Raw genomic sequence first — 21,207 nt, forward strand, 5'->3', positions numbered from 1 at the left:
CCCCCTGTCAAGCAAATGCAAGGGTCCGTAAATGGCCGGGCGACACAGGAAGATCTGCGCGTACAATCGAACATCGACTCGGGCTTGATGCCCGCCCCCTTTCTTCTGTTTATTTATCTTCGTATCCATGTGGTTTAAGAATCTACGCATCTATCGCCTCTCCCCCGACTGGGTATGTTCCGCCGAAGAGCTGGAAGAAGCTCTTTCCAAACACAGCTTTACTCCTGGCTCCAGCCAGGAACCGCTCAGCCTGGGCTGGGTCAGCCCGCGCGAGAACAATGCCCTGGTGCATGAAGTCAACGGTCAGTACCTGATCGCTCTGCGCGCCGAAAAGAAGCTGCTGCCCACCACCGTGATCAATCAGGTCGCTCGTGAAAAGGCTCGTGATATCGAAGAGCAGCAAGGCTACAAACCCGGCCGCAAGCAAATGAAGGAAATCAAGGAACAAGTCATCGTGGACCTGATGCCTCGTGCCTTCGCCGTTTCGCGCGATACCCGTGTGTGGCTGGATACTCGCAACCACTGGCTGGCTATCGATGCCGCTGCCACGGCCAAGAGCGACGAAGTTCTGGGCCTGCTGGCCAAGAGCGTAGAGCCCTTCCCGGTTCTGCCTCTGTACACCGAGGAATCTCCAGGTGCCGCCATGACCTCCTGGCTGGTTGATCAGGAAGCCTTGGCTAATTTCACCGTAGACCAGGATACTGAGCTGCGCTCCACCGGCGACAGCGGTGCGGCCGTACGCTACGTGAAGCAAAGCGCGGATATTGACGAAGTGCGCAAGCACGTCGAAGCGGGCAAGCAATGCACCCGTTTGGCCATGACCTGGGCGGATCGCATCAGCTTCGTGCTGACCGATGCGCTTGACGTCAAACGCGTCGCTCCGCTGGACATCCTGACTGAAAAACAAGACGTGACGGCCGTCAACGATGACGAAATCTTTGATGCCGACATGACCTTGATGACCGCCGAACTGGCCAAGATGATCAGCGATCTGGTCGAAGTGCTGGGCGGCGAGCGCAAGTAAAGCCTGGGCCAGACCGGGTTCAAACCCGGCCAGGGCCGCCCTTCAGGCCAGTTCCTGTTGGGCAGCGCGATAGACACCGGGCGTCATTCCCGTCCAATGACGGAAGGCCCGGTGAAATGTCGCTGGTGAACTGAATTTCAATGCATACGCAATTTCAGCCAGCGACATATCCTTGCGCAGCAATTTAAAAATCGCCAGATCTCGGCGTAACTCATCCTTGATTCCCTGAAACGACAGGCCTTCTTCCTGTAGCCTGCGTATCAGCGTGCGCGCCGACATATGCAATTTGCCGGACACGTCCTGCAAGGTATAACCCAGGTCGGTATGCAGAATTTCCCGCACTTTCAAGCGCAAGGCGTGCTCGTGGTAGGACGTAAAAATCCAGTCACGCGGCGCACGCTCCAGAAAGGCTCTGGCCTCTACCTGAGTACGCTGCGGCCGCACCTGCCCCAACTCCACTCCAAACAAAATATGAGAGCACGGCGCGTCAAAACTGACTGAAGCCGGAAATAGCACCGAATAGTCCGATGCAAAGGCAGGACGGGGAAACGCAAAAGCCACTTGCTGCACTGGCACCTCACGTCCCATCAACCAGGACACGATGCCGTGTGTCAATTTCAGCATCAGCGCATGGCCAAAACGATGCACATAGGCCGCTGGATAGCGCGGCACCAATTCAATGCCCAACTCCTTGTCTGTGCGTATCAGATTCAGACTGAAATCATCCAGCAGCAGATTCCAGAACTGGGTGAAACGGTACAAGGCCACATTAATGGACGGCGCATCTCGCACGGTACGCACGATGTATTTCAAGGCTCCGGCACGTATGGGCCGAGTCCAGAAGCCCATCATCTCATCACCCGTTTTTCTGGCGCTTTCCTGATACAGGCGCACCAATTGATCACGCGTCAAACGCGCACCGGGGCGATCAATGAAATCCTTCACGATACCGGACTGCTTCAGGCAGTGATCCAGAACTTCTTCGGAATAGCTGGTGCGCAGGCTGTAAAACCAATCCTGCACCAGATCCAGGGCCACCGTGGCGGTATGGGCCGCATCCACAGGCACCGGCAGCGTGCCGGGCAATGCATTCATTCTCTGCGCCCTTCAAAGATTGTCACTTTTTGCATATTCGACGTCAGTATTGGCTATTGGGTAAGGTGCTAAAGCATCCTATGCTGACACACATAATACAAGGAGACATCACCATGTTAGGCACTGGAAATATGATGCATATGCCCTTGCTCATCAGTTCCATTCTCACCCACGCCGTAGAGAATAACCCTGAGCAGGAGATTGTTACCGCTTTGGATAATGGCGACATTCATCGCTACAGCTATCTTGAATTCGCCCACCGGGCTCAGGATCTGGCTATGGGACTGCGCCGTGAAGGCCTTCAGCCCGGCGAGCGCGTGGCAACTTTGGCATGGAACACCTATCGCCATCTGGAAATTTACTATGCCACCTCAGGTATCGGTTTGGTCTGCCACACCGTCAACCCCCGCCTGACTCGCGAACAAATTGCCTTCATCATTAATGATGCCCAAGACACGGTGATGTTCTACGACGAGCATTTCGATGACATGGTCAGCGATCTGCGCACCCAATGCCCCACGGTCAAGCACTGGGTCCGCATGGGTAGCCAGAACCACGCCCCCCTGGCCGACGAGTATGAAAGCTGGCTGGGCAATGACACTGCGGGCTTTGAATGGCCCGTGTTTGACGAGAACACGGCCAGCGGCCTGTGCTACACCTCCGGCACCACGGGCGATCCCAAGGGCGCGCTGTACACCCACCGCTCCACCCTTTTACATGCCTATGCCTCTTCTCACCCCAATGCCTTGAGCATTGCCTGCGGCGATGCCGTCATGCCCCTGGTCCCCATGTTCCACGTCAATGCCTGGGGCCTACCCTATTCCGGTTTGATGTCCGGTGCCAAGCTGGTACTGCCCGGAGCAAACCTGCAAGGCGAACGCATTTACTCCCTGTGTGAACGGGCTGGCGTCACCCTGTCTGCCGGTGTTCCTACGATCTGGAAAACCGTGCTGGACTACGCCAAAGCGAACGGCAAACAGTTCAGCACCCTGGGCCGCATTCTGATTGGTGGCTCGGCTTGCCCACCCAATATGATTGCCGCCTGGGCAGGCTACGGCATTACCGTGCGCCACGCCTGGGGCATGACAGAAACCTCGCCGCTGGGCACCGTATGCCAGTTGCTGCCCAAACACCGTGATCTGCCCGAAGCCCAGAAGCAGCACGTGCTGGCTTCGCAAGGTCGCGCCCTGTTTGGTGCCCGCTTAAAGACTATTGACGACGAAGGCAACACCTTGCCACGCGACGGCAAAAGCAGCGGCCACCTGCTGATCCAGGGCAACTGGATCATGGACCGCTATTACGGCAAACCCGATCTGGCCAGTGAAAACGGCTGGTTCCGCACGGGCGACGTAGGCTCCATCGACGCCGATGGCTACGTCTACATTACCGACCGCAGCAAGGATGTGATCAAGTCTGGTGGCGAATGGATTTCCTCAATCGAGATCGAAAACATCGCCATGGAAGAGCCTTTGGTCGAACTGGCTGCCTGCATCGCCCAGGCCGACGACAAATGGGGCGAGCGCCCTGTGCTGTTCGTGGTGCCACGCGAAGGTGCTGATCTGGACGAGGCTCACATGCTGGAACGCTATCAGGATCGCGTCACCCGCTGGTCGGTCCCCGACAAAGTAATTTTCATCGACCAGATGCCCATGACCGCAACTGGAAAAATTCAAAAAATGGCACTGCGCAAGATGCTGGCGGATCACACCGATCCCAACTGATTTGCACTGCTGCCCACGCATTTACGTAACACAAGGAGTTTTTTATGGCCGCCCCTTTCCTGCTCACCACCGAGTTGGACAACATCGGAATTGTCACGCTGAACAAGGCGCACAAGCGCAACGCCCTGGATGAAGATGCCATTGCTGAAATTGATGCGTACTTCTCCAATATTCCCGAGCACATCCGGGTCATTCTGATGAAGGCAGAAGGCGACCACTTCTGCGCGGGTCTGGACCTGAAAGAACACCATGACAAAGAACGCGGCGCGGTGGATTTTCTGCGCGTCTGCCAAAGCTGGCACCGTGCTTTCGACAAGATCGAACACGGCGGCATCCCGGTGATTGCCTGCCTGCAAGGCGCTGTCGTCGGTGGCGGCCTGGAACTGGCCAGCGCCGCACACATTCGCGTGGCCGACAGCAGCACTTTCTTTGCCCTGCCTGAAGGCACACGCGGCATCTTTACCGGCGGCGGCGCTACCGTGCGCACGGCCAAGATCATTTCCCCCAACCGCATGATTGAACTGATGCTGACCGGCCGTGTGCTGGACGCTGTGGAAGGGGAACGACTGGGGCTGGCGCACTACGTGTGCAACAACGACGCCAACCCCAAAACAGCCTATGAGCTGAGCCTGGAACTGGCCCAGCGCATTGCAGGCAATGCCCTCTTGTCGAACTACGCCATTGTCAGCTCGATCAGCCGCATTGCCGATATGTCTGCCACCGACGGCCTCTTTGCCGAGGGCTTGATGGCAGCAGTCGTACAAACCGGGCGGGATGTGCAGGACCGCTTGGGGGAGTTTGTTAATAAAAAAGCTCATAAAGTGAAGCCGACCAAATAACATCGGCCAGGCGGACATGGGCAGTAATCACAACAATACGGAGACAAAACCATGCTGTCGCATCAAGAGTTAAGCCGGGCACTGTCCGGACTACAGGAATATGAGCAACTCAAGTCGCAGCGTCGGCGTCTGGCATTTGCCTGCGCCGGCATCTGCCTGGGGCTGACCGGCCTGTTCATCGTGACGGCCATTTTCTGGCCCGGCGTTTTAACCCATGACCTGGGCAGTGGAGGAGCTGTCAACAGTGGCATGGTGTACGGGATAGGACTGATTTTTGTGTCCTGGTTATTAACTGGCGTCTACATTCACGTCGCCAACACCCGCTTTGACCCGCTGTGCGAGCGAGTACTGGCAAAGGTGCGCCCATGAATACACAAGCCATTCTGATCTTTGCGGCTTTTGTCCTGGTTACCCTGGGCATCACCTACTGGGCCTCGTCACGCACCCGTTCCAGCTCGGACTTTTACACCGCCGGGGGCGGCATTACCGGCACGCAAAATGGCCTGGCCATTGTGGGTGACTACATGTCCGCCGCCACCTTGCTGGGCATTTCATCCCTGGCCTTTACCAACGGCTTTGACTCGCTGCTGTATGCGGTCTGCGCCTTCATGGGCTGGCCCGTCATCATGTTTCTGATTGCGGAACGCTTGCGCAACCTGGGCCGCTACACCTTGAGCGACATCGTCTCGTATCGCCTGGACGAACGCAGCACCCGTATCTTTACCGCCATCAGTTCGCTGACCGTCGTGTTGTTCTACCTGATCGTGCAAATGGTCGGCGCAGGGCAACTGGTGCAACTGCTGTTTGGCATTGATTACACCTATGCCGTGGTAGCCGTGGGCTTGCTCATGATGGTGTACGTGGTGGTGGGCGGTATGGTGGCAACTACCTGGGTACAGATCATCAAAGCCATTTTGATGATGGGTAATGGCTTTTTGATGGCTGCCCTGGCCATGTGGTATTTCAACTTCGACTTTTCTGCCCTGGTCAGCGCTGCTGCCGAGCATCATCAGGCAGGCGAAGCCATGAAGGGCCCCTGGAAGCTGATGGCCGATCCGTTCTCGGGTCTGTCTTTGGCCGTGTCGCTGGTGTTTGGTATTGCAGGCTTGCCGCACATCATGATGCGCTTTTTCACCGTACCCGATGCACGCGCTGCCCGTAAATCGGTCTTCGTGGCAACAGGTCTGATGGGCGTGTTCTTTGTGGTGATCTGCTTTCTGGGTCTGAGTGCCATGGCGATTCTGCCCAAGTTCCCGCAGTTCTACATAGACGGCAAGGTAGGTGGCATGGTTCTGGGTGGTTCCAATATGCCCATCATGCACTTGGCAACCGCCTTGGGTGGCAACCTCTTGTTTGGTTTGCTGGCCGCCGTCTCCTTTGCCACGATTCTGGCCGTGGTCAGTGGCTTGACGCTGGCTGGTGCCTCCGCGGTGGCCCACGACCTGTACGCCAAAGTCATCCGTCGCGACGACGTCACGCCTTCCCAGGCTATGCGTGTCAACCGTCTGGCCTCGATTGGTATTGGTTTTGTGGCTATTTTCCTGGGCTTGCTGTTCCGCGACCAGAACGTCGCCTTCCTGGTGGCCCTGGCCTTCAGTATTGCGGCATCGGCCAACTTCCCAGTGCTGCTGATGTCCATGTACTGCCGTGACGTCACCACACGCGGTGTTATTGTGGGTGGTCTGGCAGGCTTGCTGATGGCCCTGGGTCTGGTCATTCTTTCCCCTGCCGTATGGGTACGTATTCTGGGTTTCTCCGAAGCCGTCTTCCCGTACGACTTCCCCACCCTGATTTCCATGCCCTTGGCATTCATCACGATTTATCTTGTCTCGAAACTGGACCGCAGCCGCCGGGCCAGCGAGGACCGCGCCGGGTTTGACGCCCAGCAAGTCCGCGCTGAAACAGCAGTGGGTATTGCGGCCGTCTCTCACTGAGTACTTGGTACTCTGGCGGTAGTCCAGCCTGATCGGGCTACCGCCCCTTGTTTTAATTCATCCCAGCAGGAGCATCACCATGACAGAGTTAAACACCCCCGAAATTGCTCACTACATCGGAGGTGGCCAGCAGGCTGGCGCCGGTACGCGTACTCAACCGGTGTACAACCCGGCCACCGGCCAGGTCAGCGCCAAGGTCAAACTGGGTAGCCAGCAAGATATTGACGCCGCTGTGGCCAGCGCGCAGGCTGCTTTCCCCGCCTGGGCCGACACCCCACCGCTACGCCGCGCCCGCGTGCTGTTCAACTTTTTGGCCTTGCTCAACGAGAACAAGGAAAAACTGGCCGCCATGATCACCGCCGAGCATGGCAAGGTTCTGTCCGATGCAATGGGCGAAGTCACCCGTGGTATTGAAATTGTGGAGTTTGCTTGCGGCATTCCCCAACTGCTCAAAGGCGATTTCACCGAGCAGGTCAGCACCAATATCGACAACTGGACCATGCGCCAGCCCCTGGGTGTGGTAGCCGGTATCACCCCGTTCAACTTCCCGGTCATGGTGCCCATGTGGATGTTCCCCGTCGCCATCGCCGCGGGTAACACCTTTGTGCTGAAACCCAGCCCTATCGACCCCAGCCCCAGCCTGTTCATTGCCGAACTGCTGAAAAAAGCCGGTCTGCCCGATGGCGTGTTCAACGTGGTGCAAGGCGATAAAGACGCAGTTGAGGCCCTGGTCAATCACGAGGACGTGCAAGCCGTATCCTTTGTGGGTTCCACCCCGATTGCCAACCGCATTTATGAAATGGGCGCCATTGGTGGCAAGCGTGTCCAGGCCCTGGGCGGCGCCAAGAACCACCTGGTCGTCATGCCTGACGCCGACATCGACCTGACCGTGGACGCCCTGATCGGTGCCGCCTACGGCTCGGCAGGCGAGCGTTGCATGGCCATCTCGGTGGCCGTGCTGGTGGGTGACTCTGCCGAGCGCATCCTGCCCAAGTTGGAAGAACGTACCCGCAGTCTGAAGATTCTGAACGGCACCAACGCTGCCGCCGAAATGGGCCCTATCGTGACCCCTCAAGCGCGCGAACGCATCAGCGGCTGCATCGACAAGGGTGTACAAGAAGGCGCCAAACTACTGGTGGACGGCCGTAACTTTGACGGCGCCAAAGCCGGTGAAGGTTGCGAGGACGGCTTCTGGATGGGCGGCACCCTGTTCGACTACGTCACCCCCGACATGAGCGTGTATCAGGACGAGATCTTTGGCCCTGTTCTGTGCTGCGTACGCGTACCGGATCTGGCCAGCGCCATTGAACTGATCAACAAGCACCAGTTCGGCAACGGTGTAGCTTGCTTTACCAGCGACGGTAACGTGGCCCGTGAATTTGGTCGCCGTATCCATGTGGGCATGGTTGGTATCAACGTACCTATTCCTGTCCCTATGGCCTGGCACGGTTTTGGCGGCTGGAAGAAGAGCCTGTTTGGCGATATGCACGCCTACGGTGAAGAAGGCGTACGTTTCTACACACGCCAGAAATCCATCATGCAGCGCTGGCCTGAAAGCATCTCCAAGGGTGCGGAATTTGCCATGCCTACCTCCAAGTAAAAACAGACCTGTCGCGCTGGATTGTTGTGCTTCACAGAGCAACTTTTCAGCGCGGTGTGCAGCTTAGCGTTTGCACGTAAAACAGGTTTGAAAACACTAGGATGAAAGACAAAAGCCGGGGCTCTAAATCAGAGCCCCGGCTTTTTTTTAATGCTATCAGGTACTTAATGCCCAGTCATACCTGGACTAGTACATGCCATGAAAGACGGCATCCTCAGGGCCAATGTGCGATGGAGGATTCCAGGTCACATCACGCATGGAATGCTGCACCAGCGTTTCCACACCCAGCAAGACCGCAAAGATTGCCATACGCACAGGAATCCCGTTATCTGCTTGGCGAAAAATCGCCAGACGAGGATCATGGTTCAGGTCCACGCTCAGATCATGAGCGCCTTCGCGGCTATCGCGTGGCAACGGGTGCATCACGATCACATCGGGGCCGCAGCAACGGTCGATAATCGCTTTATTGACCTGGAAGTCCGCCGTGAAGCTGCCGTCCTGCCCTTCCTCGAAACGCTCTTTCTGAACGCGTGTGGCGTAAATCACGTCCACGCCAGGCAGGCCTTTTTCCAAAGAGGTGGTCTGCTCGATCACGTGCTTACCTTGCTTGGCGACCTGCTCCACAATGTGCTCAGGCATCTCCAGTCCGGGAGGTGCGATCAGCGTGAACTTCAGGCCACGATACATACCCAGCAGCTTGATCAGAGAGTGCACGGTACGACCATATTTCAGATCACCCACCAGGGCGATATGCGCACCATCCAGCAACTTGCCAAGACGGGAGAATTCAGTGCTGATGGTGTACAGATCCAGCAATGCCTGGCTGGGATGTTCACCCGCGCCGTCACCGCCGTTCACCACAGGAATATTAGTGGCACGGGCGAATTCGGCCACAGAGCCTTGCTCAGGATGACGAACCACCATGGCATCCACATAGCCACTCATCACACGGCTGGTGTCGTAAATGGACTCGCCTTTGGCCATGGAAGAAAAGGTAAAGCCGGTAGTGTCACACACCGAACCGCCCAAGCGGCAGAAAGCCGAGCCGAAGCTGACGCGGGTACGGGTGGAGGCTTCAAAAAACAGATTGCCCAGCACCGCACCTTCCAGCACACGCGATACTTTTTGACGACGAGCGATGGGCTGCATGATGTCGGCCAGGCTGCACAGCTCTTCCACAGTTTCGCGGGTGAACTGGTCGACGGACAGGAGCTGATGTTTGCCGCCCGTCGCAATACGATCACGCAAGGGACCGGACTGTGCGCTTTGCGCATACTTGCTCAGCAGTGCTTCGTTTTCCACGATTTCCGTGACGAAACGCTGCACAACTTCTGGCATGGCCCGCGACTCCAGGGAGCCTTCAGGCAGCAGCCATGTATCCAGTGCACGACGCTTCACCCCAATACGTGCCGCAAAAACGTCGCGAGTCAGGTTCAGGCGACGCATTGCATCACGCAAAAAAACTTGTTGGGAGACGGCCATATCAGCTCTCGCTTATGAAATATACGCAATGCGCACATTTTAAGACTATGGCCGATAAAAAAGCGAGGGAGAATTAAGTCTATTGCAAAAAATACAACGACAGTCTACGCAGCGGGCTGGAGTCGCTGCTATCCAAGTGTAGTGATCACACCCTAAGGATGCTGCCGATACGGCGTGGTGTAAGGCACGGCCTGGTCATTATTAGGAACGACAAGACCGTCGTAACCTTGCTGGCCGGAGGTGAGCCATTCGCTATGCTGATAGGCAAAATCGGCCAGACCCAGAGTGCCCCATACACCGATTACAAAAAGAGCCAGACTCAAGGCCAGAAAGAAGGCCGAACAGAAGCCGGGTATCCAGGCCCAGCGACGCCCTGCTTTGGAGTTATGCCACGCCAGGGTCCAATGGCTCCAGCACAAGGCCAGAAACGCCGAGACCAGCCCCATCAGAAAGACGAACAAGGGCAGGCGTAAAAAAGCGGGGACGAAAACGGATCCGATCGCTCCGGTGCCCATCAACATGATGAACAGCAGCGCAGCCCCATGCAGGCCGATCAGAACCCGAAAAGAAAGGATGTAAAAAGCAAGACTGCCTGGCGGGGTCACCATACCGACTTTCCTGTTATTAACAAGAGCGGCGGGTTTGCACCCACCGCATTTTTCAAAAAGCCGGACATGAGTAAACCCAGGACCAGGACAGCGTTAAGGCAGCAAGCAGAGCTTACTTCTTGCCGTTGGTTTGTGTCGCTTCTGGACCGGCAATGGCACGAGCAGCGGCCAAGGCGTTGGCTTCAGTGCCAACCATGAAAATCAGGCGACCATCTTTAACGGGCGAGCCGTAAGCAGGTGCTGCCAACATGGTGTCACCCACCACCAAAGCCAGACGCTTTTTAGGGAACTGGGTGGTCACTTGCAGCAGGCGCTGAGCCGCTTCAGGTGTCAGATCCAAAGCCAGCAAACCTTCTTTGCTGTCGTTGGTCCCGGCTTGCACGCCAACCAGATCCTGACGCACCACCACGGCACGCGGATTCACAAACAAAACACCATTGGGTTGCACGTCGACACGTGCCCAACCCGCTTGTTCCTGAGTATCAGCCAGGAAGATTTGCACGGGTGCAGCTTGCTGCTCGGCGCCAGGCTGAACCTGAGCTTGCTGAGCGCCTATTGCAGGCGTGGAGGGAGTTTGCGTTGCGGCGCTGGAGGTACCAGTTTGATCGCTCGGCTTTTCTTGAACGGTTTGACAAGCGGCCAATGCGACCAGACCAACAGGAGCCAAAATTCGAGCCAGTGTGCGTAAAGTCATCATAGTGAAGTTCCCCCCTCTCTTTACGAAGATTCAATAAGGATAGCAGTGTATCAGTCATGTAAAAGCGCAAGCGGTTAATCTTTGTTAAAGCTTGTCATTTGCGCACCCCTAATTTGTACGCTGACCTGATCCATTAAGCGACCTTGTTCTGTTTTCAATTCAATGCGCAGCGTCCCCGGTACTAACGGAATTCGCAACTGCGCCCCCTTCCCTGCTTCTACTCCCTGCACCCACCACACCAGAGGCTCGGTAATCTGACCTTGAGCCAGCAATCGCAGTTGCTGATTCTGCGGTGGAATATCCGGGTCCAAGGCGAAAATGGTGCCATTCACCGGCTCGCGGATACGTGCCGGGCCTGCGTAAGACGAATTCACATCGCTTAATTCCACGCGATCAGTCTGGGTTCCATCCACAAAAAACTCTTCGCGGCTGGGTTCCAGAACGGGCACAAATTCAATTTGGCGAACCTGTACCTGTGCGGGTCTGGCTGTCTGACGGCCGGGGCGCCCTTTATTCAGCACGCTAATAACTTCATGCCAAATCGGTGCCGCGCCGCTCACGCCGGATACATCCTGCATACTTTGACCGGCACTATTACCGACCCAAACGCCGACGGTGTAGTGCTCGGTCCAGCCCAAGGCCCAGTTATCACGCATATCTTTACTGGTGCCGGTCTTGACCGCACTCCAGAACGGTGTGCTCAGGGCGCTGTCCAGACCAAAGGTCAACACACGAGCCTGGCGGTCCGACATCATGTCGCCCACAATCCAACTGGCTCCTGCATCCATCACAGCTTGAAACGGTGCTGCCTGCTGATCCATACGTGTTTGCACAGCCTGCGTCTGCCCCAGATTGGCCAGTGCACGGTAAGCATTCGTCAACTCCAGCAAGGTGACATCCGCACTACCCAAAGCCAGGCTATAGCCATAGAAATCCCCGTCCTGACGCAGATTCAGGCCCAGTGCTCGCAGACGTTCCACCAGATTGGCCGGGCCCAGCATGGTCAAGACACGCACAGCAGGAATATTCAGGGATGAGGCCAAGGCATTGCGAGCACTGACCCAGCCGACAAACTGCTTGTCGTAGTTTTGCGGGATATACAGACCATTGCCCGTGGCCAGGTTCAGCGGCGAATCCTGCAACAGAGAGGCCGCCGTCAACAGGCGTTTTTCAATGGCCATTTCATAAAGAAAAGGCTTGAGGGTGGAACCCGCTTGCCGCAAAGAACGAGCATGGTCGACCTCGGCAGCCTCGGACAGATCGCCACTGGAGCCCACATAGGCCAGCACCTGTCCGCCATGATTATCCAGCACCACCACCGCCGCATCCTGGACACGCGCCGTGCGCAGGTCCAGCAAGTGTCGTCGCATACTGGCCTGCACCCGCATTTGCAGACGTGCATCCAGGGTGCTGCGCACACGCTCACCGGCTTTGATTTGAGGGTTTTGCTCCAGCAGCCAACGGGCAAAATGCGGGGCCAACTGCGCCTGCCCCAAGGGAGGCTGGGCGGCCCGGCGCAAAGCCACCGGCACCAGATTACTTAATTCTCGACATTGTTGAGCGCGTCCCATTTCCTGCAAGGTCAGACACGCTCGGCGCTCGACGGTCAACGCCGAGGCATTGGGGCCGCGTAACAAGACCGCGGCAATCGCAGACTCGCGCGCATCCAACGCGGTCGCCTGCTTTTGAAACAGGGTGCGCGCCATAGCGTCCACCCCGACCAGTTCCCCCCGGAACGCCACCTGATTCAGGTAGGCTTCCAGAATTTGCGGCTTGGTCCAAGTGTCTTCCAGTGATTGGGCGGCAACCACCTGGTCCAGCTTCTGCCAGACCGAGCGCCCACCCCGACCGCCGACCAAATCTTGATCTATCAGACCGGCCAACTGCATGGTAATGGTGGAAGCGCCCCGACTACGTCCGGTGAACAGACCGTCCCAGGCGGCAGAGCCGACTGACAACCAGTCCACCCCACCATGGGACTCAAAACGGCGGTCTTCAGACATCAAGACCGCCAGTTGCAAGGCCGGGGAAATTTGTTCCAGCGCGACCCAATCGCCGCGCCGTTGCGCGAAGTCCAGACGCACACGCTGAACAAGTTCCCCCTGGCGATCCAGCACCTGCACATCGGAAGATCGATACGCCTGACGAACTTCCTCATAGCTGGGCATGGCTTGCCCGGGACTGGCCCACAGGGCCAGCCCCAACACCAGCAGTCCTGCTTTAATTGGCTGGTGCATCCACAACTTCCAGAACTTGCTCATTAGGCCAGACGGCAAACACATCAGGCTCGTACAGGGCTTCAGCACGGCTGGCTGGCAGCACAAACTGACCCACTGTATTCAGACGCACCGTGTAGCTGACTTCGGTGGTGCCTTCTTCAAAGCGCTCGTAGTAAGCACGGTAGCCATCAAAGCGGCGTTCGATAAAGCTGGGCCACTGACCGGACTGTTCTTCACCGGCGGTTGCCATGGCGGAGTCACGACCCAGGCCGCTGCCCAGGATAGTGGCACCAGCAGGAACCGGATCCGACACGACCACCCAGTTTGCCTGACCCTGAGCCTTGACCTTGATCTTCACACGCATGATGTCACCACGACTCCATACGCCTGGCTTGGCCTGCTCAACCGCTTCAATCTGACGCTCCATGCTCAAGCCCGCGGAGATCGGCTTGCTCACAGGCACCGCTGCCAGGGAACGGACTTCGATCCAGGCCTTGCCGTCACCCATTTGCTCAACATTCAGGTTTTCAGGCTGATCGCCGCGCCAAGGCACGTCAATCTTGGAGGAACGTACGCCCTGACCGTCCGGGTTCAGCATGTCCCAATCCACAACCTGAGCCGTTTCAGAACCCAGAATCACCATGGACTGACCGCTAGGGGACTGTTCGTGATCACGGCTGAACAGCTCAATGGCCAAGCTGCCAAAGAGGTTTTCCGTGGTCATGCGCCAGGCACCACGCTGCTGCTCGGCCAAGAGACCTTGCGCCAGACGAGGCATATCTTCTTGCCACTCTGGCATTTCATTGACCAGAAGCATCAAGCGGGCCTGATTGGTCACACGGCTGGTCATGTCCCATGGATTGCCATTCAGCGCATCATCACCAAAGACCAGACGAGTGCCACGGCTGATCAGGCGCGCCTGAATCAGGCCCAGCGCTTCTTTACGTGTCTGCTCGGCTTTCTTGATACCTGGCAAACGCTGAGTCAGATCCACCCAGGCCAGCAGGATTTCCGTTGGCCAGCTTTGCAGATTCAATTCCACCGAATCCAGCATATTGACGCGGGCACGGTCGTACTTGGCCAGGACGGTCGTCGCACGAATCACCTCGATATCCCGCTCTTGACGAGAAACCGTGTGCATATTCGGGATACGACCATTCACCACGTTTTCCAAACCCTGCAGCATCTCGTTGCGGAAACCGGCCGGGATGGGGTAGTTCAGGCCAATGGATTCAGCAATGTAGCTGATATCCAGGACGTAGCTGGTCAAGACACGGCTGCCCCAACCGTAGTTGCTGGGGAAGTAACGCAGCAAACCATTCGGGTCCATATAAGAAGGCATGCGCTGCATCAGGCCAGCCCAGGCTTCCTCGGAACGCAGGCCCATATAACGCGAGGCTTGCTGTTCAAAGCAGGTGTAGGGGTAGCGTTCAAACCAGGCACGCACCCCTTCCATACCGCCGCCCAAGGAAGAGCGGAACAGCATTTGCAGACCACCTTGAACTACACCTTGCTCGTTCTTCAAGGCACCGGCCGGAGCTTGCACCGACATATTCAAAGGCTGATCGATACCGACCGCAACCAATGTGCCCTGCTGAACGCTAATGGGGGTCGCCGTAAAGACTTCCTGCTTGACCGCCAGGCTGTCTTTCACTGCTTTACCCGTTGCACCGGCCTGCTGAACTTCCTGTGCATCCACCGTCCATTCCATCTGATGCGAAGTCGCCGAACCGCTGGAGACAGGAACCTTCATGGGCCAGGAAACGACTTTGGCCGAACCCGATGCCAACTCAACGGTTTGCTCTGGCAAGGCCGAGGAAGGCAGACCTTTACCGTGGTACTTTGCCGTTACCTTCACGGTCATAGCACGCGGGCTGCTGTTACGCAGCGTCACTTGAGCCTGGTAATCATCGCCCTCACGAGCAATGGCAGGCAAACCGGAAATGATCTGCAAGTCTTGAGTCGTGACGATCTGAGCGGAGCCGCTACCAAAACGGTCACCAGCCAAATCGGCCACCGCCATGATGCGGTATTGGGTCAAGGAGTCATTCAGCGGCACGGTCACCGTAGCGCGACCCTGAGCATCCAGCTCCACATTGCCCTTCCACAACAACAAGGTGTCCAGCAATTCACGAGTGGGGCTCTTACCGCCGCCACCACCGGCTGCGACAGCCTTGCGACCATAGTGACGACGACCCACGATTTCAGATTGCGCCGTGGCGGTCTGCACGTTGTAGCCGCGCAAGGCACGCATGGCCGTCAACAAGTTCCAGCTATTGTTGGGGCTCAATTCCAGCAAGGCCTGATCCACCGCTGCCAGAGCAACAGAGGCACCGGCTGCCGGTGTGCCATCCGACTTCAGAACCTGAATCTCGACTTTGGCCTGTTCGCGAATCGCGTACTGGCTGCGGTCGGTTGTCACCTTCACATCCAGAGCATCTTGCTGACTGCTGACTTCAATACCAGTCAGACCGAAACGGTAGCTAGGCTTGGACAAGTCTACGGTGGTGGTCGGCGCCACAAACTCGCCACCGCCTTCCGAATACGCCTTGTACCAATTCAAAGGCTGACTCCAGCCCCAGCTAAAGAAGGAGTACCAAGGCACTTCACGCAGACGGCCACGCAAGACCAGCACGGACACGTACACGTTCGGGCCCCACTCGGGCTTGATCTCTACGCTGACGTTAGGGCTGTCACCTTCCAGTTGAACGACTTGAGCCTGCAAGACACCTTCACGCTCCACGGCCACCAAGGCTGTGGCTTCACGGAATGGCATGCGTACCTGGAACTCGGCTTTCTCGCCGGGAGCCCAGGTCTTTTTGGCAGGGATCACGTCGATACGGTCATCATTCTGACCACCGAACCACATATAGCCCGAACCGCTGACCCAGACGCTGCTGGCAGCAACCGACTCACGGCCTTCGCCATCACGCGCAACGGCACGCAGTTCGACCTGACCGCCCTTCTCCAGCTTCACGTCACACTGCACCAGACCTTGCTCATCGCTGCGACCTTCGCAGATTGTGCCCAGGTCTTCACGCTGCTCCTGGTTGTCATAGCTATAGAAGCCACCCACCATGCGCTTGCGAATCGAGAAACGCTGTACGTTAGCGGCTTCAATGCGCACTGGCACGTTTTTCAATGGCTTGCCATCCGGGCTCAAGGCAAGGGCCGAGAGCTTGGTGGACGAACCGGCGGCCAACCAGCTACCGGCACGCAAACCAGCCACCACATCCGCAGGCCATACCGCCACGGTTTGGGTCAGGGTTTGGATCTCGCCATTGGGATCTGCAAATGTGGCTTCCACCAGGAACTCGGAAGGCCGATCCACAGCGGGCAGGCTATCCAGCTTGGCACGCAAACCACCTTGGGCATCCAGTTGGAAGCGCTGCTTGTTCAAGAACACACGCGATTCCGAGGCGTCAGACTGCTCGCTCTTTTCAGGAGGAGCAAAGCTGAAATCGTCGTAGGCACTGAACGAAGGCGATTGGCTACGCACCACAGCCGACAACTGCACGGGCAGAAAGTCAGCCGGACCACCCGACAGATACTGCAACTGCACATCCGCCTGCATCTCTTTGGGTTTCACCAGATAAGGACGATCCTGGCCATCACCCAGCTTGATGCTGCCGCCCAAAACGGGCAGCTTGAATTCTTCAACACGGAACTCGCCGAAGTTGAAGTACTGGTTCTCACCTTCTGTACGCAGACGGTAAACGCCCAGCTCGGCATCCTTGGGGATCTTCCAATCGGTCAGCGCAAACACGCTGCCCGCTGCTGTCTTCTGCCATTTCAGGGGCAGTTCAATCCGCTTGCCGCTGCCATCATGCTCGACGATCATCGTGTCAGGATAACGAGCAGGAGCCTTGAAACCTTCGCGTACGCGCTCACGCACGTAATGCTTCATGTGTGCCACTTCACCTGCACGGAACAGGCTGCGGTCCATGACGGTGTGAGCGATAGGCTCATCACTGCCACCCCAGCTATAAGGCACGTTAAAACGCCATGGCTCAATACCCGAATTCCACTCACTCAAGGCAAAGCTGAATTCATCTTTACCACGCGCCATAGGATTGTTTTTGTCGATCCGGGCCGTCACAAACAAACCGGACAGGCCGGTGTCGTTGCAATAGTCGGACGTTCCGACTGCATGTGGATGATGGAACACCCCATCCTTATCCGTTTCGCCAACCACCAGTTCATCACCACGGCAGTTCATGACACGAATTTTGGCGCCCGGAACCACTTTGGCATCATCCAGGGTCGTGACCCAGACCAGCAGATCGTCGCCGCCTTTTTTGATGTGCACACCCAGGTTCGTCACCAGGACCGAACTGCGCACATACATGGTGCCTGCCGACTCCAGCAAGGAGGCACCCAGACGTGGGGACGCCACTTCCAGCACATGGAAGCCAGGGTCTTTCAGAGGCACACCGATCAGCTCAAAAGGACGTTCGTCTTTTTGATCCATGCCCGGCAGATCCAGCTTTTTAACTTCCTTGCCGATCAACAGCGGCTGACCACGCAAGTCCAGTTGGCCGGACTCATCAACAGGCGCGGTGATGTGGAAGTCTTGATCCATGAGGTTGCGCAGATGCTCTGCACTGACCATCCAGGAATAGTCCAACTGACGCAAACGGGAATACCAGGCCAGGACTTCTTTATCGTCCGTCACGGCCATCGCTCCGACCTGACCGGCCGAGACCAACATTTGCTCTGTCGTCAGATTCGCTTCTACATTACGCAGGCTCAAACCGATGGCGGGCGGATCGGAGTCGTCCGAACCGTCACGGTCGGCATGGCCGAAACGCTCGACAATCCCGAAAGGCTCAACCGCAAACTTCACCAGCGGCGGGTAGGTCGTGGTGCTCATGCCATTGGCCAGGACCTGCGGATTCTTCAGGCTGCGGCCTGCATCATCGGTCAGGTTGTCCGGGATCTTGACCGTCAGCTTGGCATTTTCAGGGAAAGGTCCCTCGAAACGCACGTATTGGCTGGGGCCACGATCTTGCCAGGCCTCATCGCTATCAGACTTGGGTTCCCAAACATCTTTACCGGCTTGCAAACGGATCTGACGCACATACTCGTACGGGACCGGTGCGGAGAACTGAACACCAAAGCTGCCTACGGGTGTGCAAGGTGCTTCGGCACGTTCGCGCATGCAAGAAAGCGAAGCGGTGAACTCGGGGCGCACGCTGAAATCGTAGGTATAACGGTCCGTATTGGGAACGCCCTTACGATTTTCAATTTTCGTCATGATGCCCGGTTCCAGCACCACGGACACGCTGGCGTCCGCAGGCAAGGGACGTGCACACTGAACGGCTTGGTAACGCTCGTCTACCTCGTCCACATAGAACTCGGCGCGAACCATGGCGTCGCGCTCGGCACCTTCAATGGCTTTCAGTCCAATACGCTCGCCAATACCCTCTACCCGGCAATAGCCGTTCTTGACTAAAGAGGCGGTATTAACAGGCGCATTGAAGTTGAATAGAAAGACCTGGTCTTCATCAATAATGTTGTAATACGGGCGGTTGCTTTCCAGAATGGCGCCGCCGGAATTAAAACGATATTGGGCCGGTCCGCTAATCGCTTCATTATTAATGCTGCGAAAGCTTGTGGACACGACGGCGGTACAACTCAAGCCTGGGCCTGGTCGCTCGTCGAATTCGTAAATCCAACGGCGGGAATCCAGCCAACGGCCTTGACCGACTGCCGCAGGATCATCACACTGCACCTGCACGGGAGCAGGCAGTTGCGAATCCCCAAAATGAACAGCGGGCGTGGCAAAGGTGACTTTGACATCCCGCAAATCAGACGTCGCCCCTTGAGGCGAAAAACTGCTTATCGTAATGGCTTGGGCGCTACTGACGCCCAGCAAGAACATCAAACCCAGCAAAGACTGGCGATGCATCGTTCTTCCCCTATGGAATGTGCTATTTTCGGCGCCAGTTTAATAGAAATCAGGGGCTCTGAGCGTGTCTAAAAGGCCCTATAGCTGCATAAAGAATGCCACCAAGTGCAACAGAAAAAGACACTCGGGTTTAAATATGCTTGTCACTGTGAAAAAAGGCGTTTTGGGTATTTGAAAGTAAAAATTTCAAATGCGACCAATACCCCGCTTTTTTCCCCAAACCAAGGCGATCAACTACGATAAGAAACTTCCCACCCCAAGCAGTCTCTGGAAAACCGGCGCATCCACCCCATATGCGCAAGGCTTGCACGGATAACTCCGCCTCGATTTCAGGACAGACAAATGAGCTCAATGACACTGAAGGAACTGGACAAGACCCGCGAAGAATGTCGCAAATTAATCAGTCGGCGCGCCCTGCTGTCGGCCGCCGCTGCCGTTGTGCCTATCCCCGGTGTTGATGTGGGCGCTGACGTGGCGATTCTGATGAAGGTCATCCCCATCATCAATGCCCGTTTTGGGCTGACAGCCAACGATGTGGATGCGCTGAGCCCCGAGCTTAAAAAACTGGTGGTGGTGGGTGGAACCAGTATGGGTCTGGGCATGGTGGGACGCGTGCTGACCACAGACCGGGTGATCAATATTCTGGTGCGTCTGGGGGCGAAAAAACTGGCTGGGAAATATGGCGCCAAATATGTGCCTTTAATAGGCAGCGCCATTTCCGCATCCATCAGCTTTGTGGTGCTACGTAAAGTCGGCAACCAGCATATTGAAGAGTGTTATGAGATCGCCCGCCGCCTGGCACTGGAAACACAAAGGCAGGAAGCGGTGCACACGATTGACGCCGCCGAGGACGGCTTGATACGCGAGATCAAGGGCTAAAGCCCTTGATTCCTCTTAGCCCGCTGGAACCACACCGGGCTTGCTGCGACCATTCAACATGTAATCCATCAACTCGCGCACGGACTTCATGGCTTTACCAAAAGGCAAGGCTTCCGAGCTGCGGAAGAACAGACCGCGTTGTACGTCACCCTTCAAAGCGTAGGCCAATTGGCGGTCAATGCAGAATTGACCATGACGCTGCACCCCATCACGCAAACCGCAATGTGCCAGACAATCAAAGCCTTCGGTGCAAGCACGCTCACGCGCCACCGATTGCAGCTTTTGCTCTTTGTGCAGGTAAGCATCCAGCCACGGTGTACGCACAGCGCGGGCAGGCAGGCCAGCCACACTCATAAAGGTCACGATGTCCTTGGGCTCTGCATCCAGCAACACGCGTTTGAAGTTCTCATGCGCATCGCCTTCTTCGGTGACGGCAAAAGCCGTACCCATTTGCACACCATCCGCACCCCAATCAATTAATTGGCGCAATTGTTCAGGACGATGAATCCCGCCTGCGGCGATCAGGGGAATGCGCTCGGCCTCCAGGCCCAGCTCGCGGAACAAGGCACGGCACCCTTCCAAAACGCGCTGGAAAGCATATTCAGGTTTGTTCAAGGACTGGTCGTCGGCTGCCCCCAGATGGCCCGCGGCAAAACGGGGGTTTTCCAGAACGACAGCATCGGGCAAACGCTTGCGGCGCAGCCATTTTTTCACCAGCAAGGTGACGCCACGGACATCCGACAAGATAGGAATCAGGGCAACTTTGGGATGGTCCTGAACCAGTTCAGGCAAATCCAGCGGCAGGCCAGCACCTACCACCACGGCATCTGCCCCACTTTCGCAAGACTGACGCACGTACTCGGGATACTGCGACACCGCCTTCATGATGTTGACGGCAATACCGCCATTACCGCCCGAGCGCTCGCGGGCACGATTGATTTCACGATCCAGTGCCTGCAAATTGGCCGCATCGACCACGCCTTTTTCGACATCACCCTGGGTGCTGTCCATGAGGTCTTCGTGATGACGCCGTAAATCCACGCTGGAGATCGTCCCCAGCCCGCCCAATGCAGCCACAGTACCAGCCAGCCGGGACGCCGAAATACCGACTCCCATGCCACCCTGAACAATAGGCAAAAGCAGTTTTCCCTTCAGGGACATGAGACGTAAATCCGTCTTTAGCACGATGTTATACCTT

General features: G+C 56.8%; 14 protein-coding genes. 7 read left to right on the forward strand and 7 right to left on the reverse strand.

Annotated elements, in window-relative coordinates; all coding sequences use genetic code 11:
• The first annotated feature begins 127 nt into the window (after positions 1–127).
• Positions 128–1,024, forward strand: a complete 897-nt coding sequence (locus OSH09_RS04905; RefSeq protein ID WP_207875037.1) for a recombination-associated protein RdgC — start codon at positions 128–130, stop codon at positions 1,022–1,024.
• Positions 1,025–1,066: 42 nt separating this feature from the next.
• Here the strand turns inward: OSH09_RS04905 and OSH09_RS04910 are convergent, their stop codons facing one another.
• A complete protein-coding gene (locus tag OSH09_RS04910) occupies positions 1,067–2,119 on the reverse strand; it encodes a helix-turn-helix domain-containing protein (RefSeq protein ID WP_266120340.1) in 1,053 nt (350 codons plus the stop codon).
• Between the two features lie 113 nt (positions 2,120–2,232).
• Here OSH09_RS04910 and OSH09_RS04915 point away from each other — a divergent pair, with 113 nt between their 5' ends.
• The 5 genes from OSH09_RS04915 to OSH09_RS04935 all read left to right on the forward strand — a co-directional run bounded on the left by OSH09_RS04915 (position 2,233) and on the right by OSH09_RS04935 (position 8,213).
• Positions 2,233–3,840, forward strand: a complete 1,608-nt coding sequence (locus OSH09_RS04915; protein ID WP_266120341.1) for a long-chain-fatty-acid--CoA ligase — start codon at positions 2,233–2,235, stop codon at positions 3,838–3,840.
• Positions 3,841–3,884: 44 nt separating this feature from the next.
• A complete protein-coding gene (locus OSH09_RS04920; protein ID WP_207875040.1) occupies positions 3,885–4,679 on the forward strand; it encodes a crotonase/enoyl-CoA hydratase family protein in 795 nt (264 codons plus the stop codon).
• A gap of 51 nt (positions 4,680–4,730) precedes the next feature.
• Positions 4,731–5,048 carry a DUF485 domain-containing protein gene (locus OSH09_RS04925; protein ID WP_207875041.1) on the forward strand — a complete coding sequence of 106 codons (318 nt, stop codon included), beginning with the start codon at positions 4,731–4,733 and terminating at the stop codon, positions 5,046–5,048.
• Entirely contained in the window at positions 5,045–6,613 is a 1,569-nt protein-coding gene (locus tag OSH09_RS04930; protein ID WP_266120342.1) for a sodium:solute symporter family transporter, read from the forward strand. Before OSH09_RS04925 ends, OSH09_RS04930 begins: the two co-directional genes overlap by 4 nt.
• A 79-nt stretch (positions 6,614–6,692) precedes the next feature.
• The gene (locus OSH09_RS04935; RefSeq protein ID WP_266120343.1) at positions 6,693–8,213 is read left to right on the forward strand and encodes a CoA-acylating methylmalonate-semialdehyde dehydrogenase; all 1,521 of its coding nucleotides are present in this window, start codon (positions 6,693–6,695) and stop codon (positions 8,211–8,213) included.
• Positions 8,214–8,399: 186 nt separating this feature from the next.
• Here the strand turns inward: OSH09_RS04935 and OSH09_RS04940 are convergent, their stop codons facing one another.
• The 5 genes from OSH09_RS04940 to OSH09_RS04960 form a co-directional block, all read right to left on the reverse strand.
• Positions 8,400–9,695, reverse strand: coding sequence for an aspartate carbamoyltransferase (locus OSH09_RS04940; RefSeq protein WP_207875043.1), 1,296 nt, complete (start codon positions 9,693–9,695; stop codon positions 8,400–8,402).
• 152 nt (positions 9,696–9,847) lie between these two features.
• Complete coding sequence (locus tag OSH09_RS04945; protein WP_222667171.1) at positions 9,848–10,303, reverse strand: hypothetical protein; 456 nt, start codon at positions 10,301–10,303, stop codon at positions 9,848–9,850.
• 112 nt (positions 10,304–10,415) lie between these two features.
• The gene (locus tag OSH09_RS04950) at positions 10,416–11,000 is read right to left on the reverse strand and encodes a hypothetical protein (RefSeq protein ID WP_266120344.1); all 585 of its coding nucleotides are present in this window, start codon (positions 10,998–11,000) and stop codon (positions 10,416–10,418) included.
• 74 nt (positions 11,001–11,074) lie between these two features.
• On the reverse strand, positions 11,075–13,237 hold the full coding sequence (gene pbpC, locus OSH09_RS04955; RefSeq protein WP_266120345.1) for a penicillin-binding protein 1C: 2,163 nt from the start codon (positions 13,235–13,237) through the stop codon (positions 11,075–11,077).
• Positions 13,221–19,130 (reverse strand): alpha-2-macroglobulin family protein, encoded by a 5,910-nt coding sequence (locus tag OSH09_RS04960; RefSeq protein ID WP_266120346.1) that lies wholly within the window; start codon positions 19,128–19,130, stop codon positions 13,221–13,223. The genes pbpC and OSH09_RS04960 overlap by 17 nt, the downstream gene beginning before the upstream one ends.
• A gap of 342 nt (positions 19,131–19,472) precedes the next feature.
• On the opposite strand from OSH09_RS04960, the gene OSH09_RS04965 reads away from it, so the two are divergent.
• Positions 19,473–20,009 carry a hypothetical protein gene (locus OSH09_RS04965; RefSeq protein WP_222667168.1) on the forward strand — a complete coding sequence of 179 codons (537 nt, stop codon included), beginning with the start codon at positions 19,473–19,475 and terminating at the stop codon, positions 20,007–20,009.
• Positions 20,010–20,024: 15 nt separating this feature from the next.
• On the opposite strand, the gene OSH09_RS04970 is transcribed toward OSH09_RS04965, so the two are convergent.
• A complete protein-coding gene (locus tag OSH09_RS04970; RefSeq protein WP_207875048.1) occupies positions 20,025–21,170 on the reverse strand; it encodes an NAD(P)H-dependent flavin oxidoreductase in 1,146 nt (381 codons plus the stop codon).
• Positions 21,171–21,207 lie beyond the last annotated feature (37 nt).

It is taken from the genome of Alcaligenes parafaecalis (assembly GCF_026344135.1).
GTDB classification, from domain to species: Bacteria; Pseudomonadota; Gammaproteobacteria; order Burkholderiales; family Burkholderiaceae_B; genus Alcaligenes; species Alcaligenes parafaecalis.